Origin of the sequence: Sphingopyxis selenitireducens (assembly GCF_051550705.1) — a bacterium.
Classification (GTDB): Bacteria; Pseudomonadota; Alphaproteobacteria; order Sphingomonadales; family Sphingomonadaceae; genus Sphingopyxis.
Genome location: NZ_JBPULG010000006.1, coordinates 358,882 through 378,178 on the forward strand (window position 1 = coordinate 358,882; position 19,297 = coordinate 378,178).

Annotated in this window: 24 protein-coding genes; 17 read left to right on the plus strand and 7 right to left on the minus strand. The window is 64.9% G+C overall.

All coding sequences use genetic code 11. From position 1 onward, the window contains the following. The first annotated feature begins 7 nt into the window (after positions 1-7). The 6 genes from ACSYDV_RS20285 (at position 8) to galU (ending at position 4,964) form a co-directional block, all read left to right on the plus strand. Positions 8-1,000 (plus strand): M48 family metallopeptidase, encoded by a 993-nt coding sequence (locus ACSYDV_RS20285; protein WP_438325811.1) that lies wholly within the window; start codon positions 8-10, stop codon positions 998-1,000. Positions 1,001-1,058: 58 nt separating this feature from the next. Continuing rightward, positions 1,059-1,595: a peptide-methionine (S)-S-oxide reductase MsrA gene (gene msrA / locus ACSYDV_RS20290; protein WP_438325812.1), complete on the plus strand. Its 537-nt coding sequence runs from the start codon at positions 1,059-1,061 to the stop codon at positions 1,593-1,595. 137 nt (positions 1,596-1,732) lie between these two features. Then, positions 1,733-2,257: a regulatory sequestration protein YfiR gene (gene yfiR / locus ACSYDV_RS20295; RefSeq protein ID WP_438325814.1), complete on the plus strand. Its 525-nt coding sequence runs from the start codon at positions 1,733-1,735 to the stop codon at positions 2,255-2,257. Then, positions 2,254-3,492 (plus strand): diguanylate cyclase DgcN/YfiN, encoded by a 1,239-nt coding sequence (dgcN, locus tag ACSYDV_RS20300; RefSeq protein ID WP_438325815.1) that lies wholly within the window; start codon positions 2,254-2,256, stop codon positions 3,490-3,492. Before yfiR ends, dgcN begins: the two co-directional genes overlap by 4 nt. A 26-nt stretch (positions 3,493-3,518) precedes the next feature. Next, a complete protein-coding gene (gene yfiB, locus ACSYDV_RS20305; protein ID WP_438325816.1) occupies positions 3,519-4,031 on the plus strand; it encodes an outer membrane lipoprotein YfiB in 513 nt (170 codons plus the stop codon). A gap of 69 nt (positions 4,032-4,100) precedes the next feature. Continuing rightward, positions 4,101-4,964, plus strand: coding sequence for a UTP--glucose-1-phosphate uridylyltransferase GalU (gene galU / locus ACSYDV_RS20310; protein WP_438325818.1), 864 nt, complete (start codon positions 4,101-4,103; stop codon positions 4,962-4,964). A gap of 40 nt (positions 4,965-5,004) precedes the next feature. Here the strand turns inward: galU and aqpZ are convergent, their stop codons facing one another. Both aqpZ and ACSYDV_RS20320 read right to left on the minus strand, forming a co-directional pair. Then, positions 5,005-5,730 carry an aquaporin Z gene (gene aqpZ, locus ACSYDV_RS20315; RefSeq protein ID WP_438325820.1) on the minus strand — a complete coding sequence of 242 codons (726 nt, stop codon included), beginning with the start codon at positions 5,728-5,730 and terminating at the stop codon, positions 5,005-5,007. A 96-nt stretch (positions 5,731-5,826) separates the two neighbouring features. Beyond that, positions 5,827-7,104 carry a methyl-accepting chemotaxis protein gene (locus ACSYDV_RS20320; protein ID WP_438325821.1) on the minus strand — a complete coding sequence of 426 codons (1,278 nt, stop codon included), beginning with the start codon at positions 7,102-7,104 and terminating at the stop codon, positions 5,827-5,829. Between the two features lie 183 nt (positions 7,105-7,287). Between ACSYDV_RS20320 and ACSYDV_RS20325 the strand changes: the two genes are divergently transcribed. Next, positions 7,288-7,593, plus strand: coding sequence for a hypothetical protein (locus ACSYDV_RS20325; protein ID WP_438325823.1), 306 nt, complete (start codon positions 7,288-7,290; stop codon positions 7,591-7,593). A gap of 45 nt (positions 7,594-7,638) precedes the next feature. Here ACSYDV_RS20325 and ACSYDV_RS20330 read toward each other — a convergent pair whose 3' ends face one another. Continuing rightward, positions 7,639-8,307 (minus strand): S24 family peptidase, encoded by a 669-nt coding sequence (locus tag ACSYDV_RS20330; protein WP_438325825.1) that lies wholly within the window; start codon positions 8,305-8,307, stop codon positions 7,639-7,641. Between the two features lie 125 nt (positions 8,308-8,432). Between ACSYDV_RS20330 and ACSYDV_RS20335 the strand changes: the two genes are divergently transcribed. Together ACSYDV_RS20335 and ACSYDV_RS20340 are read left to right on the plus strand one after the other, a co-directional pair. Beyond that, complete coding sequence (locus ACSYDV_RS20335; protein ID WP_438325826.1) at positions 8,433-8,693, plus strand: hypothetical protein; 261 nt, start codon at positions 8,433-8,435, stop codon at positions 8,691-8,693. After that, positions 8,690-9,016, plus strand: coding sequence for a hypothetical protein (locus tag ACSYDV_RS20340; protein WP_438325827.1), 327 nt, complete (start codon positions 8,690-8,692; stop codon positions 9,014-9,016). The genes ACSYDV_RS20335 and ACSYDV_RS20340 overlap by 4 nt, the downstream gene beginning before the upstream one ends. Positions 9,017-9,022: 6 nt before the next feature. Here the strand turns inward: ACSYDV_RS20340 and ACSYDV_RS20345 are convergent, their stop codons facing one another. Both ACSYDV_RS20345 and ACSYDV_RS20350 read right to left on the minus strand, forming a co-directional pair. Next, a complete protein-coding gene (locus ACSYDV_RS20345; protein WP_438325828.1) occupies positions 9,023-9,886 on the minus strand; it encodes a hypothetical protein in 864 nt (287 codons plus the stop codon). Positions 9,887-9,934: 48 nt separating this feature from the next. Continuing rightward, on the minus strand, positions 9,935-11,146 hold the full coding sequence (locus tag ACSYDV_RS20350) for a TIGR04063 family PEP-CTERM/XrtA system glycosyltransferase (RefSeq protein WP_438325830.1): 1,212 nt from the start codon (positions 11,144-11,146) through the stop codon (positions 9,935-9,937). 109 nt (positions 11,147-11,255) lie between these two features. On the opposite strand from ACSYDV_RS20350, the gene ACSYDV_RS20355 reads away from it, so the two are divergent. The 8 genes from ACSYDV_RS20355 to ACSYDV_RS20390 all read left to right on the plus strand — a co-directional run bounded on the left by ACSYDV_RS20355 (position 11,256) and on the right by ACSYDV_RS20390 (position 17,932). After that, a complete protein-coding gene (locus tag ACSYDV_RS20355) occupies positions 11,256-11,420 on the plus strand; it encodes a hypothetical protein (protein WP_438325831.1) in 165 nt (54 codons plus the stop codon). Beyond that, the gene (locus tag ACSYDV_RS20360; protein WP_438325832.1) at positions 11,413-12,762 is read left to right on the plus strand and encodes a putative O-glycosylation ligase, exosortase A system-associated; all 1,350 of its coding nucleotides are present in this window, start codon (positions 11,413-11,415) and stop codon (positions 12,760-12,762) included. The genes ACSYDV_RS20355 and ACSYDV_RS20360 overlap by 8 nt, the downstream gene beginning before the upstream one ends. Then, the gene (locus ACSYDV_RS20365) at positions 12,759-13,889 is read left to right on the plus strand and encodes an acyltransferase family protein (protein WP_438325833.1); all 1,131 of its coding nucleotides are present in this window, start codon (positions 12,759-12,761) and stop codon (positions 13,887-13,889) included. The genes ACSYDV_RS20360 and ACSYDV_RS20365 overlap by 4 nt, the downstream gene beginning before the upstream one ends. Before the next feature lie 203 nt (positions 13,890-14,092). Next, on the plus strand, positions 14,093-15,253 hold the full coding sequence (locus ACSYDV_RS20370; protein ID WP_438326008.1) for a mechanosensitive ion channel family protein: 1,161 nt from the start codon (positions 14,093-14,095) through the stop codon (positions 15,251-15,253). A gap of 95 nt (positions 15,254-15,348) precedes the next feature. Next, on the plus strand, positions 15,349-15,807 hold the full coding sequence (locus ACSYDV_RS20375) for a MaoC family dehydratase (RefSeq protein ID WP_438325834.1): 459 nt from the start codon (positions 15,349-15,351) through the stop codon (positions 15,805-15,807). A 53-nt stretch (positions 15,808-15,860) separates the two neighbouring features. Continuing rightward, positions 15,861-17,042 (plus strand): acetyl-CoA C-acyltransferase, encoded by a 1,182-nt coding sequence (locus ACSYDV_RS20380; protein ID WP_438325836.1) that lies wholly within the window; start codon positions 15,861-15,863, stop codon positions 17,040-17,042. Next, the gene (locus ACSYDV_RS20385) at positions 17,042-17,626 is read left to right on the plus strand and encodes a carboxymuconolactone decarboxylase family protein (protein WP_438325837.1); all 585 of its coding nucleotides are present in this window, start codon (positions 17,042-17,044) and stop codon (positions 17,624-17,626) included. The genes ACSYDV_RS20380 and ACSYDV_RS20385 overlap by 1 nt, the downstream gene beginning before the upstream one ends. 15 nt (positions 17,627-17,641) lie before the next feature. Next, positions 17,642-17,932 carry a putative quinol monooxygenase gene (locus tag ACSYDV_RS20390; protein WP_438325838.1) on the plus strand — a complete coding sequence of 97 codons (291 nt, stop codon included), beginning with the start codon at positions 17,642-17,644 and terminating at the stop codon, positions 17,930-17,932. Positions 17,933-18,179: 247 nt separating this feature from the next. Here the strand turns inward: ACSYDV_RS20390 and ACSYDV_RS20395 are convergent, their stop codons facing one another. Beyond that, positions 18,180-18,662 (minus strand): hypothetical protein, encoded by a 483-nt coding sequence (locus tag ACSYDV_RS20395; protein WP_438325839.1) that lies wholly within the window; start codon positions 18,660-18,662, stop codon positions 18,180-18,182. An 89-nt stretch (positions 18,663-18,751) separates the two neighbouring features. Continuing rightward, complete coding sequence (gene soxR / locus ACSYDV_RS20400) at positions 18,752-19,222, minus strand: redox-sensitive transcriptional activator SoxR (protein WP_438325840.1); 471 nt, start codon at positions 19,220-19,222, stop codon at positions 18,752-18,754. Positions 19,223-19,297 lie beyond the last annotated feature (75 nt).

The following is a 19,297-nucleotide window of genomic DNA, read 5'->3' on the forward strand; positions in this document are numbered from 1 at the left end:
CGCGCCGATGTCGCGTCCCGTCCGGTCCCTGTTTGCCGTTCTGTCAGTCCTCGCCGCTACGCCAGCGCTCGCCGCCGCGCCGGCCGCGTCGGCACCCTATGCCACGCTTGCCGCGCTCGAAGCGCGCGTCGCGGCGATCAGCTTCCGCCTGACCACCGCCAATGCCGGCTGGTGCCCGGCCGTTCAGCCGCAGTTCGGCTGGCTGTGGGGCGACCTTCGCCTTTATGGCGAGCGCGACCGCGCCGCCGCCAGCACCACCTATCGGGTCGGCGACGCCGATGCGCCCTTCATCGCGGCCATTGCCCCGGGGTCGCCCGCTGCCGCCGCCGGGCTGGACGTGGGCGCTCCGATCCTCGCGATCAATGGTGCTCCACTGCCTGCACAGCCGGGCGACGATCCCTTTGCGCGCATCACTGCATTGGAAATCCAGCTCGCCGCCCTTCCTCCCGAAACTCCGGTCAACATCACGACAGGCGATAACCAGACCGTGCGCGTCGTTCCCGTCGCGGGATGCGCCAGCGACTTTCGCGTCGAGGACCGCAAGCAGGTCGCAGGCGCCGCCGATGGACGGCTGGTCCTGACCAACGCCGGGCTCGCGGGCTTTGCCGACGACGACAACGAACTCGCCGCCGCGGTCGCCCACGAACTGGCCCATAATATCCTGCAGCACCGCGCGCGGCTCGATGCGGCGGGGGTCGATCGCGGGCTCGGCAAGCAATTCGGACGCAGCGCGAGGCTTTTTCGCCAGACCGAGGTCGAGGCCGACCGGTTGTCGGTATGGCTGATGCAGGGCGCGGGCTATGACATCGACGCTGCGGTGCGCTTCTGGCGCGCCTATGGCAAGCAGGGCGGGCCGGTGCTGTTTCAGGCCGGAACCCATCCGCGCTGGAAGGCGCGGGTCGAATCGGTCGAGACGGAAATCGCCGCGATCCGAAGCGCCCAGGCGGCCGGGACGCCCCTGACCCCGCCCCTGATCGGCGCGCCGCCGCCCTTGGAATAACCGCACGCGCATCCTATCTGGGGGGCATCCCTCCCCTTCCCGATCAAGGACTGCCGCCATGACCCGAGAGACCGCCATTTTTGCCGGAGGCTGCTTCTGGTGCACCGAAGCCGTGTTCCAGTCGCTTCGCGGGGTCGAAGCGGTCGAAAGCGGCTATATCGGCGGCGCGGTGCCAAATCCGACCTACAAGCAGGTTTGCAGCGGCGATACCGGCCATGCCGAGGCGATCCGCATCACCTATGACCCCGCCGAAATCGGCTATGCCGATCTGCTCGACGTCCATTTCGCGACGCATGATCCGACCCAGCTCAACCGTCAGGGCAATGACGTCGGTACCCAATATCGCAGCGCGATCTTCCCGCTCGACACCGCACAGGAAGACGCCGTGCGCGACGGAATAGCGCGCGCGCAGGCCGACTGGCCGGCACCGATCGTCACCACGGTCGAGCCGCTGTCCGACTGGTATCCGGCCGAGGATTATCACCAGTCCTATTGGGACGGCGAAGGCCAGCGCAACCCCTATTGCCTGGCCGTTATCCCGCCCAAGATCGCCAAACTACGCAAGGGGTTCGGCGATCGGTTGCGCGCGGACTAAAGACCGGGCCCGCCCTAACGACCTGTTGCATTATGGTCGCATGACGTCAGTTTTCATTGACTTTCCGGTAGTTTTGGCTAGCGGACCCCCGCGCACCGGGGCAGGATGGGTTCAGGGCGCAGTTGGGGACCGCGAAAGTGCTGGCATCACTATTTCTGATCGGCACGTTGTTCGCGACGCCACAGATGTCGATCCAGGCGGCCAGCCAGACGATCGTCGAGGATAGCGCCGACGGCCGGGCCCGCGCGGTCAACCGCATGCTCGGCGGCATCATCAGCTATGCCCGCTGGCCCGGCAAGCAAGCGAACATGCCGCGTTCGATGTGCATCGTCGGCGCGCCGCAGATGACCAATCGCATTGCCCCCGGGGCCCCGACTGTAACGGTGCGCCGCATGACCGTCGCCGGCATCACCGACGATGGCGGCTGCGACATCATCTTCATGGGCCGAATGCCTGCCGCCGACCGCCTGCGCCTGATCGGCTGGGTCCGCAGCCGCCCGGTGTTGACCGTCACCGACGACGACGCGGCCTGCGTCCATGGCGCGATGTTCTGCCTCGACGGCCGGCGGACCAGCCTCAGCTTTTCGGTCAACCTCGATTCCATCGGGCGCGGGCCGCTGCGCATCGACCCGCGCGTGTTGAAGATCGGCGGCAGCGAATGACCGAGCTTCCCGTCGAACGCCCCGCGCCCGAAAAAACGTCCGAAAGAACGGGGCCACGCACGACACTGCAAAAGCTGCTGTCGCGTTTTCATTTCGGCATCACCCTATTCGCCGTCGCGCTGTCTGGGCTCACCATTCTGCTCGCGGGAGTCACAGCGCTGCTCGGCTCGGCCGACCGCAATCTGGAACTCGCCGCGCAACTCGGTGCCTATGGCGCCGAACCGGCGCTGGTGTTCGCCGACCCGCAGGCGGCGCGAGAGGGGATTGCACCGCTGACCCGCATTCCGGGCATCGCCCGGCTGCGCGTCCTCGACGACCGGGGCAAACCGCTGACCGAATGGACGTCCCCTGCCAAGGACCCCATCCCGCTGCTGACAGGCATCTTCTTTCCCAAGCCTGCATCGGTCGATGTGCGGCGCAATGGTTCGGTCATCGGTACGATCGAAGTGTGGGGCGATTCGTCGACGCTCACCGACTATGTCCGGATCGGAATGCTAGCCGGCCTCGTCTGCCTGTTGATCACGGCGCTGGGAACCATTTTTCTGGCGCGGCGGTTCGAATATGAGCTGGTCAAACCGCTCAACGAAATTGCAACCGTGGCCCATGACGTGCGCCTGCACCGTCGCTTCGACAAACGCGTGACGCCGTTGGGCATCGCCGAACTCGACCGGCTGGGCGGCGACATCAATGCGCTGCTCGACGAATTGCAGGGCTGGCAGGGCACGATGGAAAGCGAAAATAAGATCCTCGCCCATCGCGCCTCGCACGACACGCTGACCGCCATGCCGAACCGGGCCGCCTTCGACGAGCAGCTGGCGCTGCGCATCCAGTCGGCGCAAAGCCGGAACGACCGCTTCGCCCTGCTGTTCATCGACGCCGACAACTTCAAGGCGGCGAATGATAATTTTGGCCATTCGGCGGGTGACGCCGTGCTGGTCGCCCTCTCGGGCCGGATCAAGGACACGTTGCGCAAAGGCGATTTCGCGGCACGGATCGGCGGCGACGAATTTATCGTGATCATTGATCCGTTGGGCAGTGACGCCAGTCCCGATGATCTGGCGAGCCGCGTTCGCGCGGGCGTCGCCCGGCCGATCAACCTGCCCGGCGGTGACAGCTATGCCATATCGGTGAGCGTCGGCGTCGCCGTCTATCCCGACGACGGCACGGACCCGACCGCGCTGCTCACTGCGGCCGACGCCGCGATGTACACCGACAAGCTGACCAGTCGTTCGTGATCTGCCACCCCCAGCGGAGTTACCCCATGACCTATGCCCTCCCCCCCCCATTCCGTCTTATGATCGTCACGGCGTTCGCCGCCTTGCTCGCCGCATGCCAGAGCGCGCCGCCGGCCCGTGGCTTCACCCCGGCACAAATCGTGGTGCTGAAGGCCGAAGGATTTATCGAAACCGAGAGTGAGGCCGACGACAGCTGGCAACTGACCCTGACCGAACGCCTGCTCTTTCCGTCGAACGAAAGCGCTCTCCAGCCGGGGCAGGCCGACCGCATCACCACGCTTGCACGCAACCTGCTGTCGGTCGGCATCGTCAGCGCGCGCGTCGAGGGACACAGCGATTCGACCGGAGCGAGTGCGTATAATCTGGCGCTGTCAAAGGCGCGCGCAGAGGCGGTGGCCGCACCTTTGACGGCCGGCGGTATGCGCTTCACCCCCCAGCAGATCGTCGGGCGCGGCGAAACGCTGCCCTTGTCGAGCAATGCGACGCCCGAAGGACGGCAGGACAATCGGCGCGTCGTCGTGATCGTGTCGCCCGAATAAGCCATCGGGTCGGCGGCACCGGCCCGGCTTCGCTTTCCTTGCTTCGCCCTCATCGCTATGGCCCGATCCATGAAACCGATCCGCAAAGCCGTCTTTCCCGTCGCAGGCCTCGGCACCCGCTTTCTTCCCGCAACCAAAGCCATTCCGAAGGAGATGCTGCCGGTCGTCGACCGGCCGCTGATCCAATATGCGGTCGACGAGGCGCGCGAGGCGGGGATCGAGCAGATGATCTTCATCACCGGCCGCGGCAAGGGCGCGATCGAGGATCATTTCGACATCGCGTTCGAACTGGAAAAGACGATGTCGGAACGCGGAAAGGACCTCTCGGTCCTCGAACCGACGCGCCTTGGGCCCGGCAATTGCGCCTATGTCCGCCAGCAGGAACCGATGGGTCTGGGCCATGCGATCTGGTGTGCGCGCGACATTGTCGGCGACGAACCCTTCGCCATCTTCCTGCCCGATGAGTTCATGCACGGCTCGCCCGGATGCATGAAGCAGATGGTCGATGCCTACACCCAAGTCGGCGGCAATCTGATCTCGGTCCTCGAAGTGCCGCGAAGCCAGGTATCAAGCTATGGCGTGATCGCGCCGGGCCGAAGCGACGGCACCTTGACCGAGGTCATGGGCCTTGTTGAAAAGCCCGCCGTCGCCGACGCGCCGTCGAACCTGATCATTTCGGGCCGGTATATCCTGCAACCCGAAGTGATGCGGGTGCTGGAAAAGCAGGAAAAGGGCGCGGGCGGCGAAATCCAGCTCACCGACGCCATGGCGACGATGATCGGCAATCAGCCGTTCCACGCGGTAACCTTTGACGGCGCGCGCTATGACTGCGGATCGAAGGCCGGATATATTCAGGCCAATCTGGCGGTCGCGCTCGAACGGCCCGACATGGCGGACGAAGTTCGCGCCTTCGCGATCGACCTGCTCAAATAGGATGCGGCACCGGCGGGATCATCCCGCCGGTGCACAGCCCTTATTCGCCCTTGATGTCGGGCTTGGCGACGCTGTCGGCGCCGATCGTGCGGTACAGCCAGCCGCCGACGAGACCGCCGACGAGCGGAGCCAGCCAGAACAACCACAATTGCTGCAGCGCCAACCCGCCGACGACAAGCGCCGGGCCGGTGCTGCGCGCCGGATTGACCGAGGTGTTGGTCACGGGGATCGAGATCAGGTGGATCAGCGTCAGCGCAAGGCCGATGGCAATCGGTGCGAAACCCGCTGGCGCGCGGCCATCGGTCGACCCCATGATCACCCACAGGAAGACCGCGGTCAGCAGGATTTCGATCGTGACCCCGGCGATCAGATCATAGCCGCCGGGCGATCCTGCACCGACGCCATTGGCCGCGAGGCCGTTGGTGGCGAGGTCATAGGCGGGATTGCCGCTCGCGACATAGAATAGCAGGAAGGCCGCGACGATGGCGCCCGCGACCTGAGCGGCGACATAGAGCGGAATGTCGCGCGCCTCGAAACGACCGCCTGCCCACAGGCCGACCGTCACGGCGGGATTGAGGTGGCATCCCGAGATATGGCCGATCGCATAGGCCATCGTCACGACCGTCAGGCCGAAAGCCAGCGCAACGCCCAGAAAACCAATTCCAAGTTCAGGAAAACCGGCCGCGAATACCGCGCTGCCGCAACCGCCAAAGACAAGCCAGAATGTGCCGATAAACTCGGCCAGACCCTTTTGCATATTGGTCATGTGACCCTCCTCCCCGCCGGCGGCCATGCGCCGCTGGCGCGGGGGTATCCTAACAGCGCGGCGCCGCGCAGCAAGTGTTTGCGGACACCCGCAAAATCAGGCGGCGGCCACCGCTTCGACGAAGTGGCGCGCGCGCTGGTGCAGCGACAAGGCCGCCTGCGTGAGCCCCGAGGACAATTGCCCCAGCGCCGTCGCACCGTCGCCCACCGCCCCCGCGCCATGACCGATTTCCTGAATCCGGCCGTCGATTTCGCGGCCCGCCGAAACGGCCTGCTCGACATAGCTCGCGATCATCCATGTCGTCGCGCTTTGCCCGTCGACGGCCCGGTCGATCGCGTCGGAAAAGACATTATTCTCGTCGATCGCCTTTTCCACTTCGACGACACCCGCCGTCACCTGACCGACGATATCGCGGATATGATCGACATAGCGGGTGATATCGCCCGCGGCGGACCGCGTCTGGCTGGCGAGCGTCTTGACCTCGGACGCGACGACGGCAAAGCCGCGCCCGGCGTCACCCGCGTGCGCCGCCTCGATCCCCGCGTTGAGCGCCAGCATATTCGTGCGGCTCGCCATGTCGATAATCAGCGCCAGCATCTGTTCGATCGACTGGCTGGCCGCCTGCAGCGCCAGGGCCCGTTCGCCCGCCTGCTTGACCTTTCGCTGCGCGTCCTGCCGGACCGCGCGCGCGCGCGACCCGTCGTCGACAATTTTCGCCATCGTCGCGGCGAGCGTATGGCCGCGGTCGCCCAGTTCGCGCAGCCCCGCCAAAGTCTGCGCCGATGCACCGGCGACGGTCACGGCATCGCCCCCGGTTTGCCGGGCGCGATCGGACAATCGCTCCGCAACAGTTTCGACCTCGCGCGCCATGTCCGAAAGCGTCGCCGACAGGGCGGCGATATCCTGCTGGAACCGGCGGCCCGCGTCATCGATCCCGGCCGCACGTGCGGTGTGTTCCTGTGCGATCTCCACCTCGCGCAGCATCGCCAGTCTGGCGAGTTGGCCGCTGTCGAGCGTCTCGACGAACCGGCCGCGATCGACAAGGACCAGATTGTCATGGCCTTGCGACCGCGACATCAGGCGCAGCAGATCGGCCGTCGATTGCGCCACATCGGCGGTCAGGCACGGCTCGATCATCGTGGCAATGGATCCGCCGATCGTCGGGTTCTGCATCAACGAGAACCAATAGGGGCAAAAGAGCAGTTCGCGCACCCGCTGTTCGCGGATGACACCGACCGGCTTACCGGCTCCGTCGAGCACCGCCAACACGTGCAATTGGGGATCGCCGCGGAACAGGTCGATCACCTGCGACAGATGCGCGTCGCCTTCGATCGCGACCGTATGGCCGATCGACGGGGCAAGGGCGATGTCCATGGTATTTTTTCTTCCTGTTTCGGTCCTGTTACGCCGCCGGGACCTAGAACATGCTGGTAAACACGGTTTTAACCATTTGTTTCAGTGATATGACAGGCCGCCGCAAGAACAGGGTGTCTGCCGCAATCATCTGTTCAGATCGCGGCGGTTATGCGATGAAGCCGCATCGCCGGGAGAGTGAAAATGCGCGTCGTGATTATCGCACTATTGTCAGCGCCGCTGCTCACCGGCTGCTTCAGCGCCGTGAAGACAGTCGTCACCGCACCGGTAAAGGCCGTCGGACAGGTTGCCGACTGGACGACCACCAGCCAAGACGAATCCGACCGCAACCGCGGCCGCGAAATGCGCAAGCGCGAGGAACAGGTCGGCAAGCTGTCGCGCCAGCGCGACAAAGCGGCGGAAAAATGCCAGCGTGGCAACGCCGAACAATGCCAGCGCGCCGAGGTGCTGGAGCATGAGATCGAAGCCGCAATGGCCGCCCCGCTCTGATCCATCGCCGCACCCGGCCGCTCCCCCGCCGTCAGGCAAAGAGAATCAACGCACCCGCCGCCCGGTCCACACAACCCGGCCGACAAGCTGAACCGCCGCCATCGGCAGGTCGTCCCAGCTTTTATAATGCGCATTGTCACTGATTACCGAGACGCGCCCCGGCCCCGGCGCGCGCGCGACGCGCTTCACCATCAGCACATCGTCCATGCGCAGAACATAGATGCCGTCGCGCAACCGCGCCGCCGCGTCGCCGCCATCGACCATGATGTCGTCGCCGTCGTTCAGCGTCGGCGCCATCGAATCGCCCTCGACCCGGATGATGCTGAGCGCACGCGGATCGGCGCCCAGCCCGCGAAGCCATTTGGGGTCGAACGCAACCTCACCCTCGACCGCTTCCCCGTCGACACTCGCCCCCGGCCCCGCCGAGGCGCCGATCGCAAGCTTCGGCACCAGGATCATGCCGGGACCACGAACCCGCGCCGGCGCAGCGATGCGCTGAACCGGGCCACCCAGCATCGCCTCGGACACCCCCAAATAGGCGGCGATGCGCGCGCGATCCTGTTCGGCCAGCCGTCGCGGGGACCCGCGCTTGATATATTGCTGGATATAAGCGGGGTTGCGCCCGATCTTCGCCGACAGATGGGCATAGTCGATGCCCTTGTCCTGAAGCAGACGGTCGAGCGCTGCGCGCGGATCCTGAAAATTATCGGACAAAGACCGGTCCTTTCCATTTCCTCCTAGCAAGAGGATTTTTCCTAGACAAGTAGGAAATCATACTCTTTGATAGGAAATATCCTATTGGGCGATTCGCCCGGTCGGCGTTGGATGGGGAGTAGAAAATGGAACGCAGCCTGCTGCAACGAATCGAGGCCTTCATGAAAGAATCGGCGATGCCGCCCAGCGTCTTCGGCCGCGCCGCAGCGTCCGATCCGCGGCTCGTCAGCGACCTGCGCGGAGGTCGCGAACCAGGCCGTCGCCTGATATGCCGACTGGAACATTTCATGAACAAATGGCGCGCGGAGCATCGTGCCGGGCGTGTCAAACCGGTGGGCGACCGCCGCGTGCGCGGGGCGCGGGGTGCCATGGGAGTGGAGGCATGATGCGCTGGTCGCCCGCACCGCCGCCGCGCCCCGGCTGCCCGCACCGCCGGCTACGCCGCCTGCTTGAGCGCGAACTTCCATCCGGGCTCATGCTGGGATTTTCAACGCTGCGCCCGTGGGCGAGCGCCAATTTCGTCGGCGCACGCCACTTGTTCGACTGTTCCTATGCCGTGGACGAAGCGGCACCGCTGCGCTGCGCGCTAAAGGATCGGCTCGACGCGGTCCTGTGGAAACTGCCGGGGCATATCGTCGCCGACGTCGCGGTCGAGGCAAGCGATGGTCCGGGGATGATGCGAATCGAAATGCTGACCGTCGAGGATTGAACGGCGTCAGCCCGCGGCGTGGCGCGTCATCCGTTGCAACGTGCCAAGCGCGGCCTCGAGCGCGAAATCGACATCCGGCGCGCTCGGCGCAGGAATCTCCGAATCGGGCATTTCCGCGACGGGAGCCACTGCGGGGTTGAGCGCGGCGGACTCCGCCTCGCGGCGGCGTGCCAGCCCCGCCTCGAGCCGCGCGACCAGCGCGCCAAGGCTGTTATCGACAGGGTCGGGCGTCACGGGTGCCGGCGCCGTCGCCATTTCGGCGGGCTGCAACCAGGGCTCGTCGCCCGTCGGTGCGGGCTCGGCGGGCGCAAGATCGCCCAGCACCAGTTCGTCGCCATAATCATATTCGTCGGCCGGTTCGGCGAAAGCGATGCCCGCGTCATCATAAGCTTCGTCGGCGAGGGGCATGATCAGCGGCCCCAGCCCTTCGGCGGGCAGGTCGCGCCCGGCCCGAATCGGCGGGCGCGGCGGATCGTCGGGGTGAAGGTCGGCGCGGCGGCGCGGCAAGGCTTCGTCATCGGCCGCGTCGCGCTCGTCCTGGCGGCGCATCCGGCGGCGCAGCGCCGAAAATCCGGCTTCATCGGGCCTGGCGATGACCAGCGCGACAATGCCGGCGATCAGCGCGGCAACCGCCGCCATGCCAAGCGCCATCGCGAGTCGCCCACCATTGCCGATCGGCTGCACAAACAGGTCCGACAAACGATCGAGATAAAGATTCCAGCTGATCCCCGCGACCCACGAAAAGGGCATTATGGCGGCGAACAAAAAGACCAGCGCGCCCGCGCCGATCACCGCAGGAATGGCTGGCCGCAGGCCGCTCAGCACCGTCTTCCACATCGGAGTGGCGGAATTTTCGCTGGCATATTCCATATCGTTCCAAATCCGTCGGCGCCGCAGGAACGCCTTGCTTCTATTTCGTCAGGTCGCGCTGCCGCGCAGCAATTGCTGGTAAACAGGCTCGTAACGCAAAATGTTTGACGACCAGTTACGATCGGCTTCGACAAAAATCCGGGCGGTGCGGCGACGCGCCTCCCACATGCCGCGATCGGCCAGCAGCGCCGCCAGCGTTGCGGCGATCGCCGCCGGATCGTCGGGCGCGAACAGGCTGCCCGTCGCACCATCCTCGATCAATTCGCGGTGGCCCCCGACGTCGGATGCCGCGACCAGCTTGCCCTGCGCCATGGCCTCCAATGGCTTGAGAGGGGTGACAAGGTCGGTAAGCCGCATTTTCTTGCGCGGATAGGCGAGGATATCGATCAGCGAATAATAGCGTTCGACCTGTTCATGCGGGACGCGGCCGACAAAATGGATATGCGCCGCGACCGGCGATGCCGCCGCCTGCCGTTTCAGCGCCGTCTCCATCGGCCCGCCGCCGACGAGCAGCAACTGCGCCGCCGGCTGCGCCGCGACCAGCGCCGGCATGGCCGCGATCAGGTCGTCGATACCCTCATAATCGTAAAAACTGCCGATAAAGCCGATCACGGCATCGGTCGCAGCCAGCCCCAATTGCCCCGCAAGCCCAGCGGCGCGCGGCGGCGGGTCGCCGAACAGTTCCAGATCGACGCCATTCGGCGACACGGTGATTTTCGCCGGATCGATCCCGCGCGCGATCAGGTCGCCGCGCAGCCCCTCGCAAATCACCGCTACCGCATCGGCCGATTTCACCGCGCGCGTCTCCAGCCAGCGGGTCAAATGATAGCGCGCGCTGCGCTCGGTCCCGGTGCCATTGCCGACCGCCGCATCCTCCCAGAATGCGCGAATCTCATAGATCACCGGAATGCCGAGCCGCTTGCCGACCCGCAGCGCAGCCATGGCGTCCAGCACCGGCGAATGCGCGTGGAGCACATCGGGCCGCCATTCGCGGGCCAAAGCCTCGATCCGGTCCGCAAAGGCGCCGATCTCGCGCCATTCGCGAATGGGCGAGCGCATGGGTGCGATCGGCGGGGTGCGGTAAAAGGTCAGCCCGTCGACCGTTTCGCCATCGGGGCCGGGTTCGGGATGACGCACGCCGGTGACGCCCGCGACCTCCCACCCCTTCGCCACCTGCGCCTTCATCAGCGCGCGCGTGCGAAACGTGTAGCCGCTGTGCGCGGGCAGACTATGGTCGAGGACATGTAAAATGCGTGTCATGGGCTAGCTGCCCTGACATAGAAGGCTTAACGCCGCGTCAACCCCATTCGATTAAAGCCGCTGCGGCGATCATATAGTTCGCGAAAGAAAGCAAGGCGTTACCGGACCGATGGTCGACAATCTTTCCATTGCCCTGACCCATGTGCTGATGGCGATCGCGCTCTGGCGCCTGCTCCACCGCGACGATCTCGATCAGGAGGTCAGCCCGCGCAAGCTGTGGGAACAACGCCGCGACGCCGACATGACCGGCCGGGACACGCCTCGCGATGCGTGACATTGCCTTCATCGCCTTTTTGTTCGCCTTCATCGGACTCGGCTTTCGCCGACCGTTCCTGTTCGTCCTGTGCTTTTGCTACATCGACATCGTCGCGCCGCAACGCCTCAGCTATTTCCTGATCAACTCGATCCCGATCTCGCTGATCGTCTTTGGCCTCGCGATCGGCGGCTGGCTGTTTGCCGATGACAAGCGCGACACGCGCTGGTCAGGACGGCAATCGCTGCTCGTCATGCTGCTCGGCTATTGCTGGATGACGACGACGATGGCCGATTTCCCGGTCGAGGCGCAGGATAAATGGAGCTGGGTGTGGAAGGCGCTCGTCTGGGCGATCTTCCTGCCGCTGACGCTCCGCACCAAGCTGCGGATCGAGGCGCTGGCGCTGATCATGCTGTTGTCGGCGGCTTCGATCGCGATCGCCGGCGGACTCAAGACAGCGGGCGGCGGCGGCGGCTATGGTCAGCTGCAACTGCTGCTCAACGAAAATTACGGCCTTTACGAAGGCAGCACCATGTCGACGGTTGCCATCTCGATCATCCCGCTGATCCTCTGGTATCGCCGCCACGGCACGATTTTCCCACCCGACTGGCGGGTGTCCCTGTTCTGCTTTGCCCTCGCCTTCGCCTGCATGCTGCTGCCGATCGGGACGCAGGCGCGCACCGGCCTCGTCTGCCTTGCGGTCCTCGCGGTCCTGTCGCTCCGCGCGGTCAGGCACCGCCTGCTCTACATCGCCGGCGCCGGCCTTCTCGTCGCCGCCGCCATCCCGCTCCTGCCGCAAAGCTATACACAGCGGATGGAAACAATTCAGGGCTATAAGGCCGACCAGTCGGCTTCGACCCGCGTCGCAGTGTGGAAATGGACCTGGGACTATGTGAAGGAAAATCCGCTCGGCGGCGGGTTCAACGCCTATCTTCAGAATCATGTCCGCGTCGAAAAGGCGGCGGGCCCCGGAAACGCACCGGATGCCGAAGCCGGCGCCTATGAGGAACGCGCGCGCGCCTATCACAGCGGCTATTTCGAAATGCTGGGCGAACAAGGCTTTCCGGGCTTGGCCCTCTGGTTGTTGCTGCACTTCGCCGGGCTGGTGCAGATGGAACGGACGCGGCGACGCTACCTCAAGACGCGACGTGCGGAAGAGGAATGGATCGCGCCCTTTGCCACCGCGCTCCAGCACGGTCACATCGTCTATCTCGTCGGGTCGCTGTTCGTCGGCATCGCCTTCCAGCCGTTCATCTATATGATGCTGGCACTCGAAATCGGGCTTTCAACCTATTGCCGCCGCCGCGAACGCGAAGCGGGCTGGCGGCCGCAGATGCAACCCCGGGGCTTCGCCAGAACATGACGGCCACCACGCCGAAAATCTTGCTGCCCACCCTGACCGGGCTGCGCGGGATCGCGGCGCTTGCGGTGCTGTTTTACCATATTCGCGGGGGCATGAGCGGATTCCTGTCCGATCATGTCATCGCCTGGCTCGCTCAAGGCTATCTGGCGGTCGACCTGTTCTTCGTGCTGTCGGGCTTCGTGCTCTGGTGGAATTATGGCGCGCAATTTCGCGACCAGGGCGCCCGCGCCGCGCCGCGCTTCATCGTGCGGCGCTTCGCCCGCATCTTTCCGCTCCATCTCGCCATTCTGTCGGCGATGGCGCTGTTCGCGCTCGCGCTGCTGGCCAGCGGGCGCGATCCCGGCGACCATTATGCCTTCGCGCAATTGCCCGCTCATTTCCTGCTAATCCAGAATTGGGGCTTTGGCGATCAACTGCGATGGAATGACCCCGCCTGGTCGATCTCGACCGAATGGGCGGCCTATCTGCTGCTCGCCATGGCGGGGGGGTGGCTAGCGCGGCGGACGGTCGGGCCATGGTCCTTTCCAGGCCTTGTCCTCGCGCTATCGGCCGGGCTCGGCCTCTGGTTTGCCGCGACCGGCCGAACCGGCATCGGCGACGACATCCCCGTCACCGGCCTTGCGCGCTGCCTGATCGAATTCACCATGGGAATCCTGCTGTGCCAATGGTGGAGCGTACAGCGAAACCGGAAACAGGGCGCCGCCATCATCCATGCCACGCTGGCGGGACTGGCGGCCGTTGCCGGAATTTTGCTGGTGACGGGCCTGTCACAACCGGCCGCCGTGCCGATCGCCATGGTCGCGATCGTCGGCCTCGCACTTCAGGTCTCGCAGCTGTCGCGGCCACCGCTCTCGGGCAAGCTCGCGCAATGGCTGGGCGACATCAGCTATGCGGTCTATCTGTCGCACTTCTTCCTGTGGATACTCTTCAAACTCTTCTTCGTCGCTGATCCGCTCCGCGTCGCGCCCGTTGCGATCATCGCCTTTGTCGCGCTGACGCTGGCGGTATCGCACCTCCTCCATATCGGCCTGGAGGTGCCGGCCCGCCGCATTGCGCAAAATGCGGGCGACAACCTCTTGCGCGCGGCCACGGCGCGGCGCAATCGCGCGGACAGCATCGAAAACTGACCGCGCCCAGCCGGACACTTCCCTTCGCCGGCGGGAACCTCCGCCACCGCGACACGTTGGTCGAGGCAACCGCACGGGGCACGCCCCCTTCACCGCATCGGCACGCGAGGGACGTTGAATTCCGCATTGCAAATGCGCCAGCCAGCCCTAGCTTGCCGATCCCGGCCCAACCACCTCTCACCCCCGAAAGAACCGACGTGACCTTGCATTTCCTTGCCGCTGCGACCGCTCGACCCGATGCCCAGCTCCGCCTGTGGTGGGACAGCAGCGTCGCGTGGGTCGATTCGCATTGGCTGCAGATCGCGATTGCCGTGGGGGCGGGCCTTGCCATCTATTTCCTGCTGTCGATGACCCGCGGTTTTGCGCTCAGGCGCGCGCAGGCGGCCCCCGGCCAGTTCACGCTGACGGACATTGTCGGGCGCGTCCTTCACAAGACCAAATCGGCTGTCCTCGCCATCGTCGCGATCCGGATGGTCGCGGGCTACGCTCAGCCACCCGCGATCATCATGGCCACGATCAATTTCGTCTTCACCGTCGCGGTGGTGTTGCAGGTCGCGATCTGGGCGCGCGAGATCATTATCGGCCTGATCCAGCGCCGCGCCTCCGACGGGCATAATGAAACATTGTCCAATGCGATGGGGATCATCCGCCTGCTGATCAGCGTCGCGCTGTTCGCGATCGCCGCGATCGTCATCCTCGACAATATGGGGGTCAATGTCACCGGGCTGGTCGCTGGCCTCGGCATCGGCGGAATCGCGATCGGCCTTGCCGCGCAGGGGATTTTTTCCGACCTGTTCGCGTCGCTATCGATCATCTTCGACCGCCCGTTCCGCGTCGGCGAGACGATCAAATATGACACGAGCACCGCGACGGTCGAACGCATCGGGCTGAAAAGCACGCGGCTGCGATCGCTCAATGGCGAACTTCTGGTCATTTCAAACACCAATTTGCTGGGCAAGGAAATCACCAATTTCGCCAACCTCCACCGCCGCCGCATCACCTTCCGGATCGGCGTCATCTATCAGACGACCCCCGCGATGCTGCGCGATCTGCCCGCCTTGCTTCAGGCGCAGGTCGAGGCCGGGGCGCATGAGTTCATCCGCTCCAGCTTCCTGACCTTCGGCCCGTCGAGCCTCGATTTCGAATTGCTCTTCGATGTGTTCAGCGACGATTTCGACGTCGTCGCGGCGGCGCGGACCGACATCGGCATCCGCCTGTTCGAGGCGATGGCGGCGGCGGGATATGAATTCGCCTATCCGACGCAGACGACCTTCACCGCCGCGCCCGACGGCACGATGATCATGCCCTATGCCGAGTCTTCCCGGGCCAAAGCGGGCGCCGCAAAGGCCGCCAAGCCCGCCTGACGCTACGGCGCTGCGGCGCAAAAGCTTGGCCCTTGTGCTTTGGCGCCCGACCGGCCTAGAAACCCCGCCTCACAAGATAGGATAGGGGAAGATCGATGGGCGGAATCACGCCACAGGAACTGCAGGCCAAGGTCGGCGAGCATCTCGGCACCTCGGATTGGGTGCTGGTGGATCAGGAGATGATCAACAAATTCGCCGACGCGACCGGCGATCATCAGTTCATCCATATCGACGTCGAAAAGGCGAAGCTGACTCCGTTCGGCGGCACCATCGCCCATGGTTTCCTGACCCTGTCGCTGATCCCGATGCTCGGCGCCAGCACCGACGGCCCCAAGGTCGCCGATGTCAAAATGGGCGTCAACTACGGCGGCAACAAAGTCCGCTTCCTCGCGCCCGTCCGCTCGGGCAAGCGCGTGCGCAGCCACATCAAATTGCTCGAGCTCGACGAAAAGCGTCCGGGCCAGTGGCAGCAGACCAACGAAATCACGATCGAGATCGAAGGCGAGGAAAAGCCCGCGCTGATCGCCGAATGGATCACGCAGTTTTTCGTCTGATCCTGCCCTCCCCGGCAAAGACCTGTTCAGATTGACCAAGAAGGAAGTTCATCATGCGTGACGCCGTCATCGTTTCCACCGCCCGCACCCCGCTGACCAAGGCGGGCCGCGGCTCGTTCAACAACACCCTCGCGCCGACGCTGGGCGCCTATTCGGTCCGCGCTGCAGTAGAGCGCGCCGGCCTCGAAGGCGGCGAAATCGATGACGTCGTATTCGGCGCCGCGATGCAGCAGGGTTCGCAGACGATGAACGTCGCGCGCCTGATCGGCCTGCGCGCCGGCCTGCCCGTCACCGTCCCCGGCATGTCGATCGACCGCCAATGCTCGTCGGGCCTGATGACCATCGCCACCGCCGCGAAGCAGATCATCGTCGACCGTCAGGACATTTGCGTCGCTGGCGGCGTCGAAAGCATCTCGAAGGTCAGCGGCAGCGGCAAAGTGTTTATCGAAACCGACGCCGAACTGCTCGCGATGCACAAGGACACCTATATGCCGATGATCGGCACGGCAGAGGTCGTCGCCAAGCGTTATAACATCAGCCGCGAAGCGCAGGACGAATATTCGTTCCAGTCGCAGCAGCGCACTGCCGCTGCGCAGGCTGCGGGCAAATATGCTGACGAGATCGTCGCCTGCAAGGCGACGATGGGCGTGATGGACAAGGAAACGAAGGAAATTTCGTTCCATGAAGTCGTCGCCGACAAGGACGAGTGCAACCGTCCCGACACCACTCTCGAAGGACTGCTCAGCCTGAAGCCGGTGATGGGCGAAGGCCACACGATCACCGCAGGCAACGCCAGCCAGCTCGCCGACGGTTCGTCGGCCGTCGTCGTGATGGAAGCCAAGGTAGCGGAAAAGCGCGGCCTGAACCCGCTCGGCCGCTATGTCGGCATGGCGGTTGCGGGCACCGAGCCCGACGAAATGGGCATCGGCCCCGTTTTCGCGATCCCGAAGCTGCTCGAACGCTTCAACCTCAAAATGGACGATATCGGCCTCTGGGAACTCAACGAAGCCTTTGCCGTGCAGGTTCTCTACTGCCGCGACACGCTGGGCATCCCCAATGAGCTGCTCAACGTCAACGGCGGCTCGATCTCGATCGGCCACCCCTTCGGCATGACCGGCGCGCGCTGCACCGGCCACGCGCTGATCGAAGGCAAGCGCCGCGGCGCCAAATATGCCGTCGTCACCATGTGCATCGGTGGCGGTCAGGGCGCGGCGGGTCTGTTCGAGATCTTCTGATGCGTCTCGACGCTCCGCGTATCGAGCCGGTCGATCTGGACCGGCTCGATGCCGACCAGCGTTCCGCACTCGAACCCTTCCTGGCTACCGATGGTGGCCGGGTCGGGGGCGGGCGGATCCTCAATATTTTCCGTACCCTCGCCCACGCCCCCAAGGCGCTGACCGCCTTCCTCGGCTGGGGCAATTATATCCTGTCGAAGCGCAGCGCACTTTCGCCCCGCGACCGCGAACTCGTCATCCTGCGCACCGGCTATAACTGCCGTTCGGGATATGAGTGGACGCAGCACAAGCGCATCGGCCTCGACTGTGGCCTCACCGAAGACGAAATCGCCCGCATCAAGGCGGGGCCCGACGCCCCCGGCTGGAGCGACCTCGACCGCGCGATGCTCCGCGCGATCGACGAACTGAACGGCGATCATCATATCAGCGATGCGAGCTGGGCCGCGCTCGCGTCGCTTGGCGACAAGGGCCGCATGGACCTTGTCATGACCGTCGGCCAATACACCCAGGTTTCGATGATATTGAACAGCTTCGGCGTGCAGGTCGAGGACGGCTGGACCGTCGATCCCGATCTGAAGCCCTGACATCAGGAGAGTGTGATGAGTGGAATTGGAGTAATCGCAACGCTGCGCGTCCAACCCGGCAAGGAGGGCGAATTCGAAGCCGTCTTCGCCGAACTCGCCCCTGCGGTGCGCGCGAACGAGCCCGGCAACAGCTATTACAAGCTATTCCGCACCAGCGAGACCGGCATTTACAAGGTGCTCGAATGCTATGACGACGATGCGGCGGTCGAAGCGCACCGCGCCTCCGACCATTTCCGCACCCTCGGCGCCAGACTCGGTCCGTGCCTCGCCAGCGCTCCCGAAATCGAACGGCTTCCGGCGGTCTGACCAGCGTTCCTGCGACGGAATGAAGATCGGCTGGCGGCCGAAACGCCCCGCCCCCGGTGACTAAAGCCCTCTCCCTTTGGGAGAGGGTTGGGTGAGGGTGTGTGAGGTTCCGCAACCGGCAGTTCCGTAATCTACCGGCGATCCCCTCACCCAACTTCGGCTAGGTTGCTCCGCAACCAACCCTGCGTATCCCTCTCCCGACGGGAGAGGGAAATGACAGATTTACCCCACCCCAAAGCCGCGGTCCTCAGCGCACGCGGTTAAAGTGGTTCGTCCGCATCGCGGGCACGCCCCCGGATTGGAAATAGACAACCGTCTCGGTCATCGCATCCCCGTCGGCGGAAACGGTGTAGGTGCGCATCGACCCGGGAATGCCGCCGCGCGCGAGCGCGGTTACCATCACACCGGGCTCGGGCAATCGTGTCGCCGCCATATCGGCCTCGAAATTCCCTTCGACGGGGACGACGCTGCCGTCGGGAACATAGGTTGAGGTCGCCTGCACGACCTTGCCGTCCGGCAGGACGACTTCGACTTTCGTTTTCCATTTGCCGCCACCGGCATCGCTATAGGTGATAGTGACGCTTTTCGGCCGCGCTTCGGCCGGCACCGTCAGGCGGGCGGTGTCGACCGCCCAGCTGCCGATCAGCGGCGATGGCGGCGCCTCGGCGGCGGCGGGCGCTCCGTGCATCGCGGCGGCGGCGAGCAGGATCGGATAGAATAGTTTCACCATGGGGCCTCTCCGGAGGAACGCCGATTACCGGCTGATATGATGGCATAACATCCGATTTCCCGGCCTGTCGAGCGCGGGCCGGTCCCGTATCAACCGACCTCCGCAATCTCCATCGCGCGATCGCCGAGCAGATAGCGCGGCCCGGCGCCGCACTGCGCCGCCTTGTCCTCGCGGTTATAAAGCCCGCAATTTTTCAGGCTGAGGCAACCGCAACCGATGCAATTGTCGAGCAGCTCGCGCGTCCGCGCGAGCGCGACGATCTGGGCATCGATCCGCGCACGCAGCCCGGTGCTGATCCGCGTCCAGTCGGCGGCGTTGGGTGTCCGCCCTGCGGGCAGACGCTTAAGCTCGGCGGCGATCCCCTCAAGGCTCAGCCCCAGTTGCTGTGCGATCAGAATGAAGGATACGCGGCGAATATCCGCGCGCAGGAAACGCCGCTGGCCTCCGCCGGTGCGCAGCGCCTCGATCAACCCCTTCGCTTCGTAAAAACGGATCGCCGACACCGCGACCCCCGTTCGCGTCGCCAGTTCACCAATGGGTATCAGATCGCGCCGGTGCATGCTCGCCTCCTGTCGGTCCAAAGGTCTTGCCGAATATCTCTTGACCTAAACCTCACTTGAGCTTGCAAAAGATCT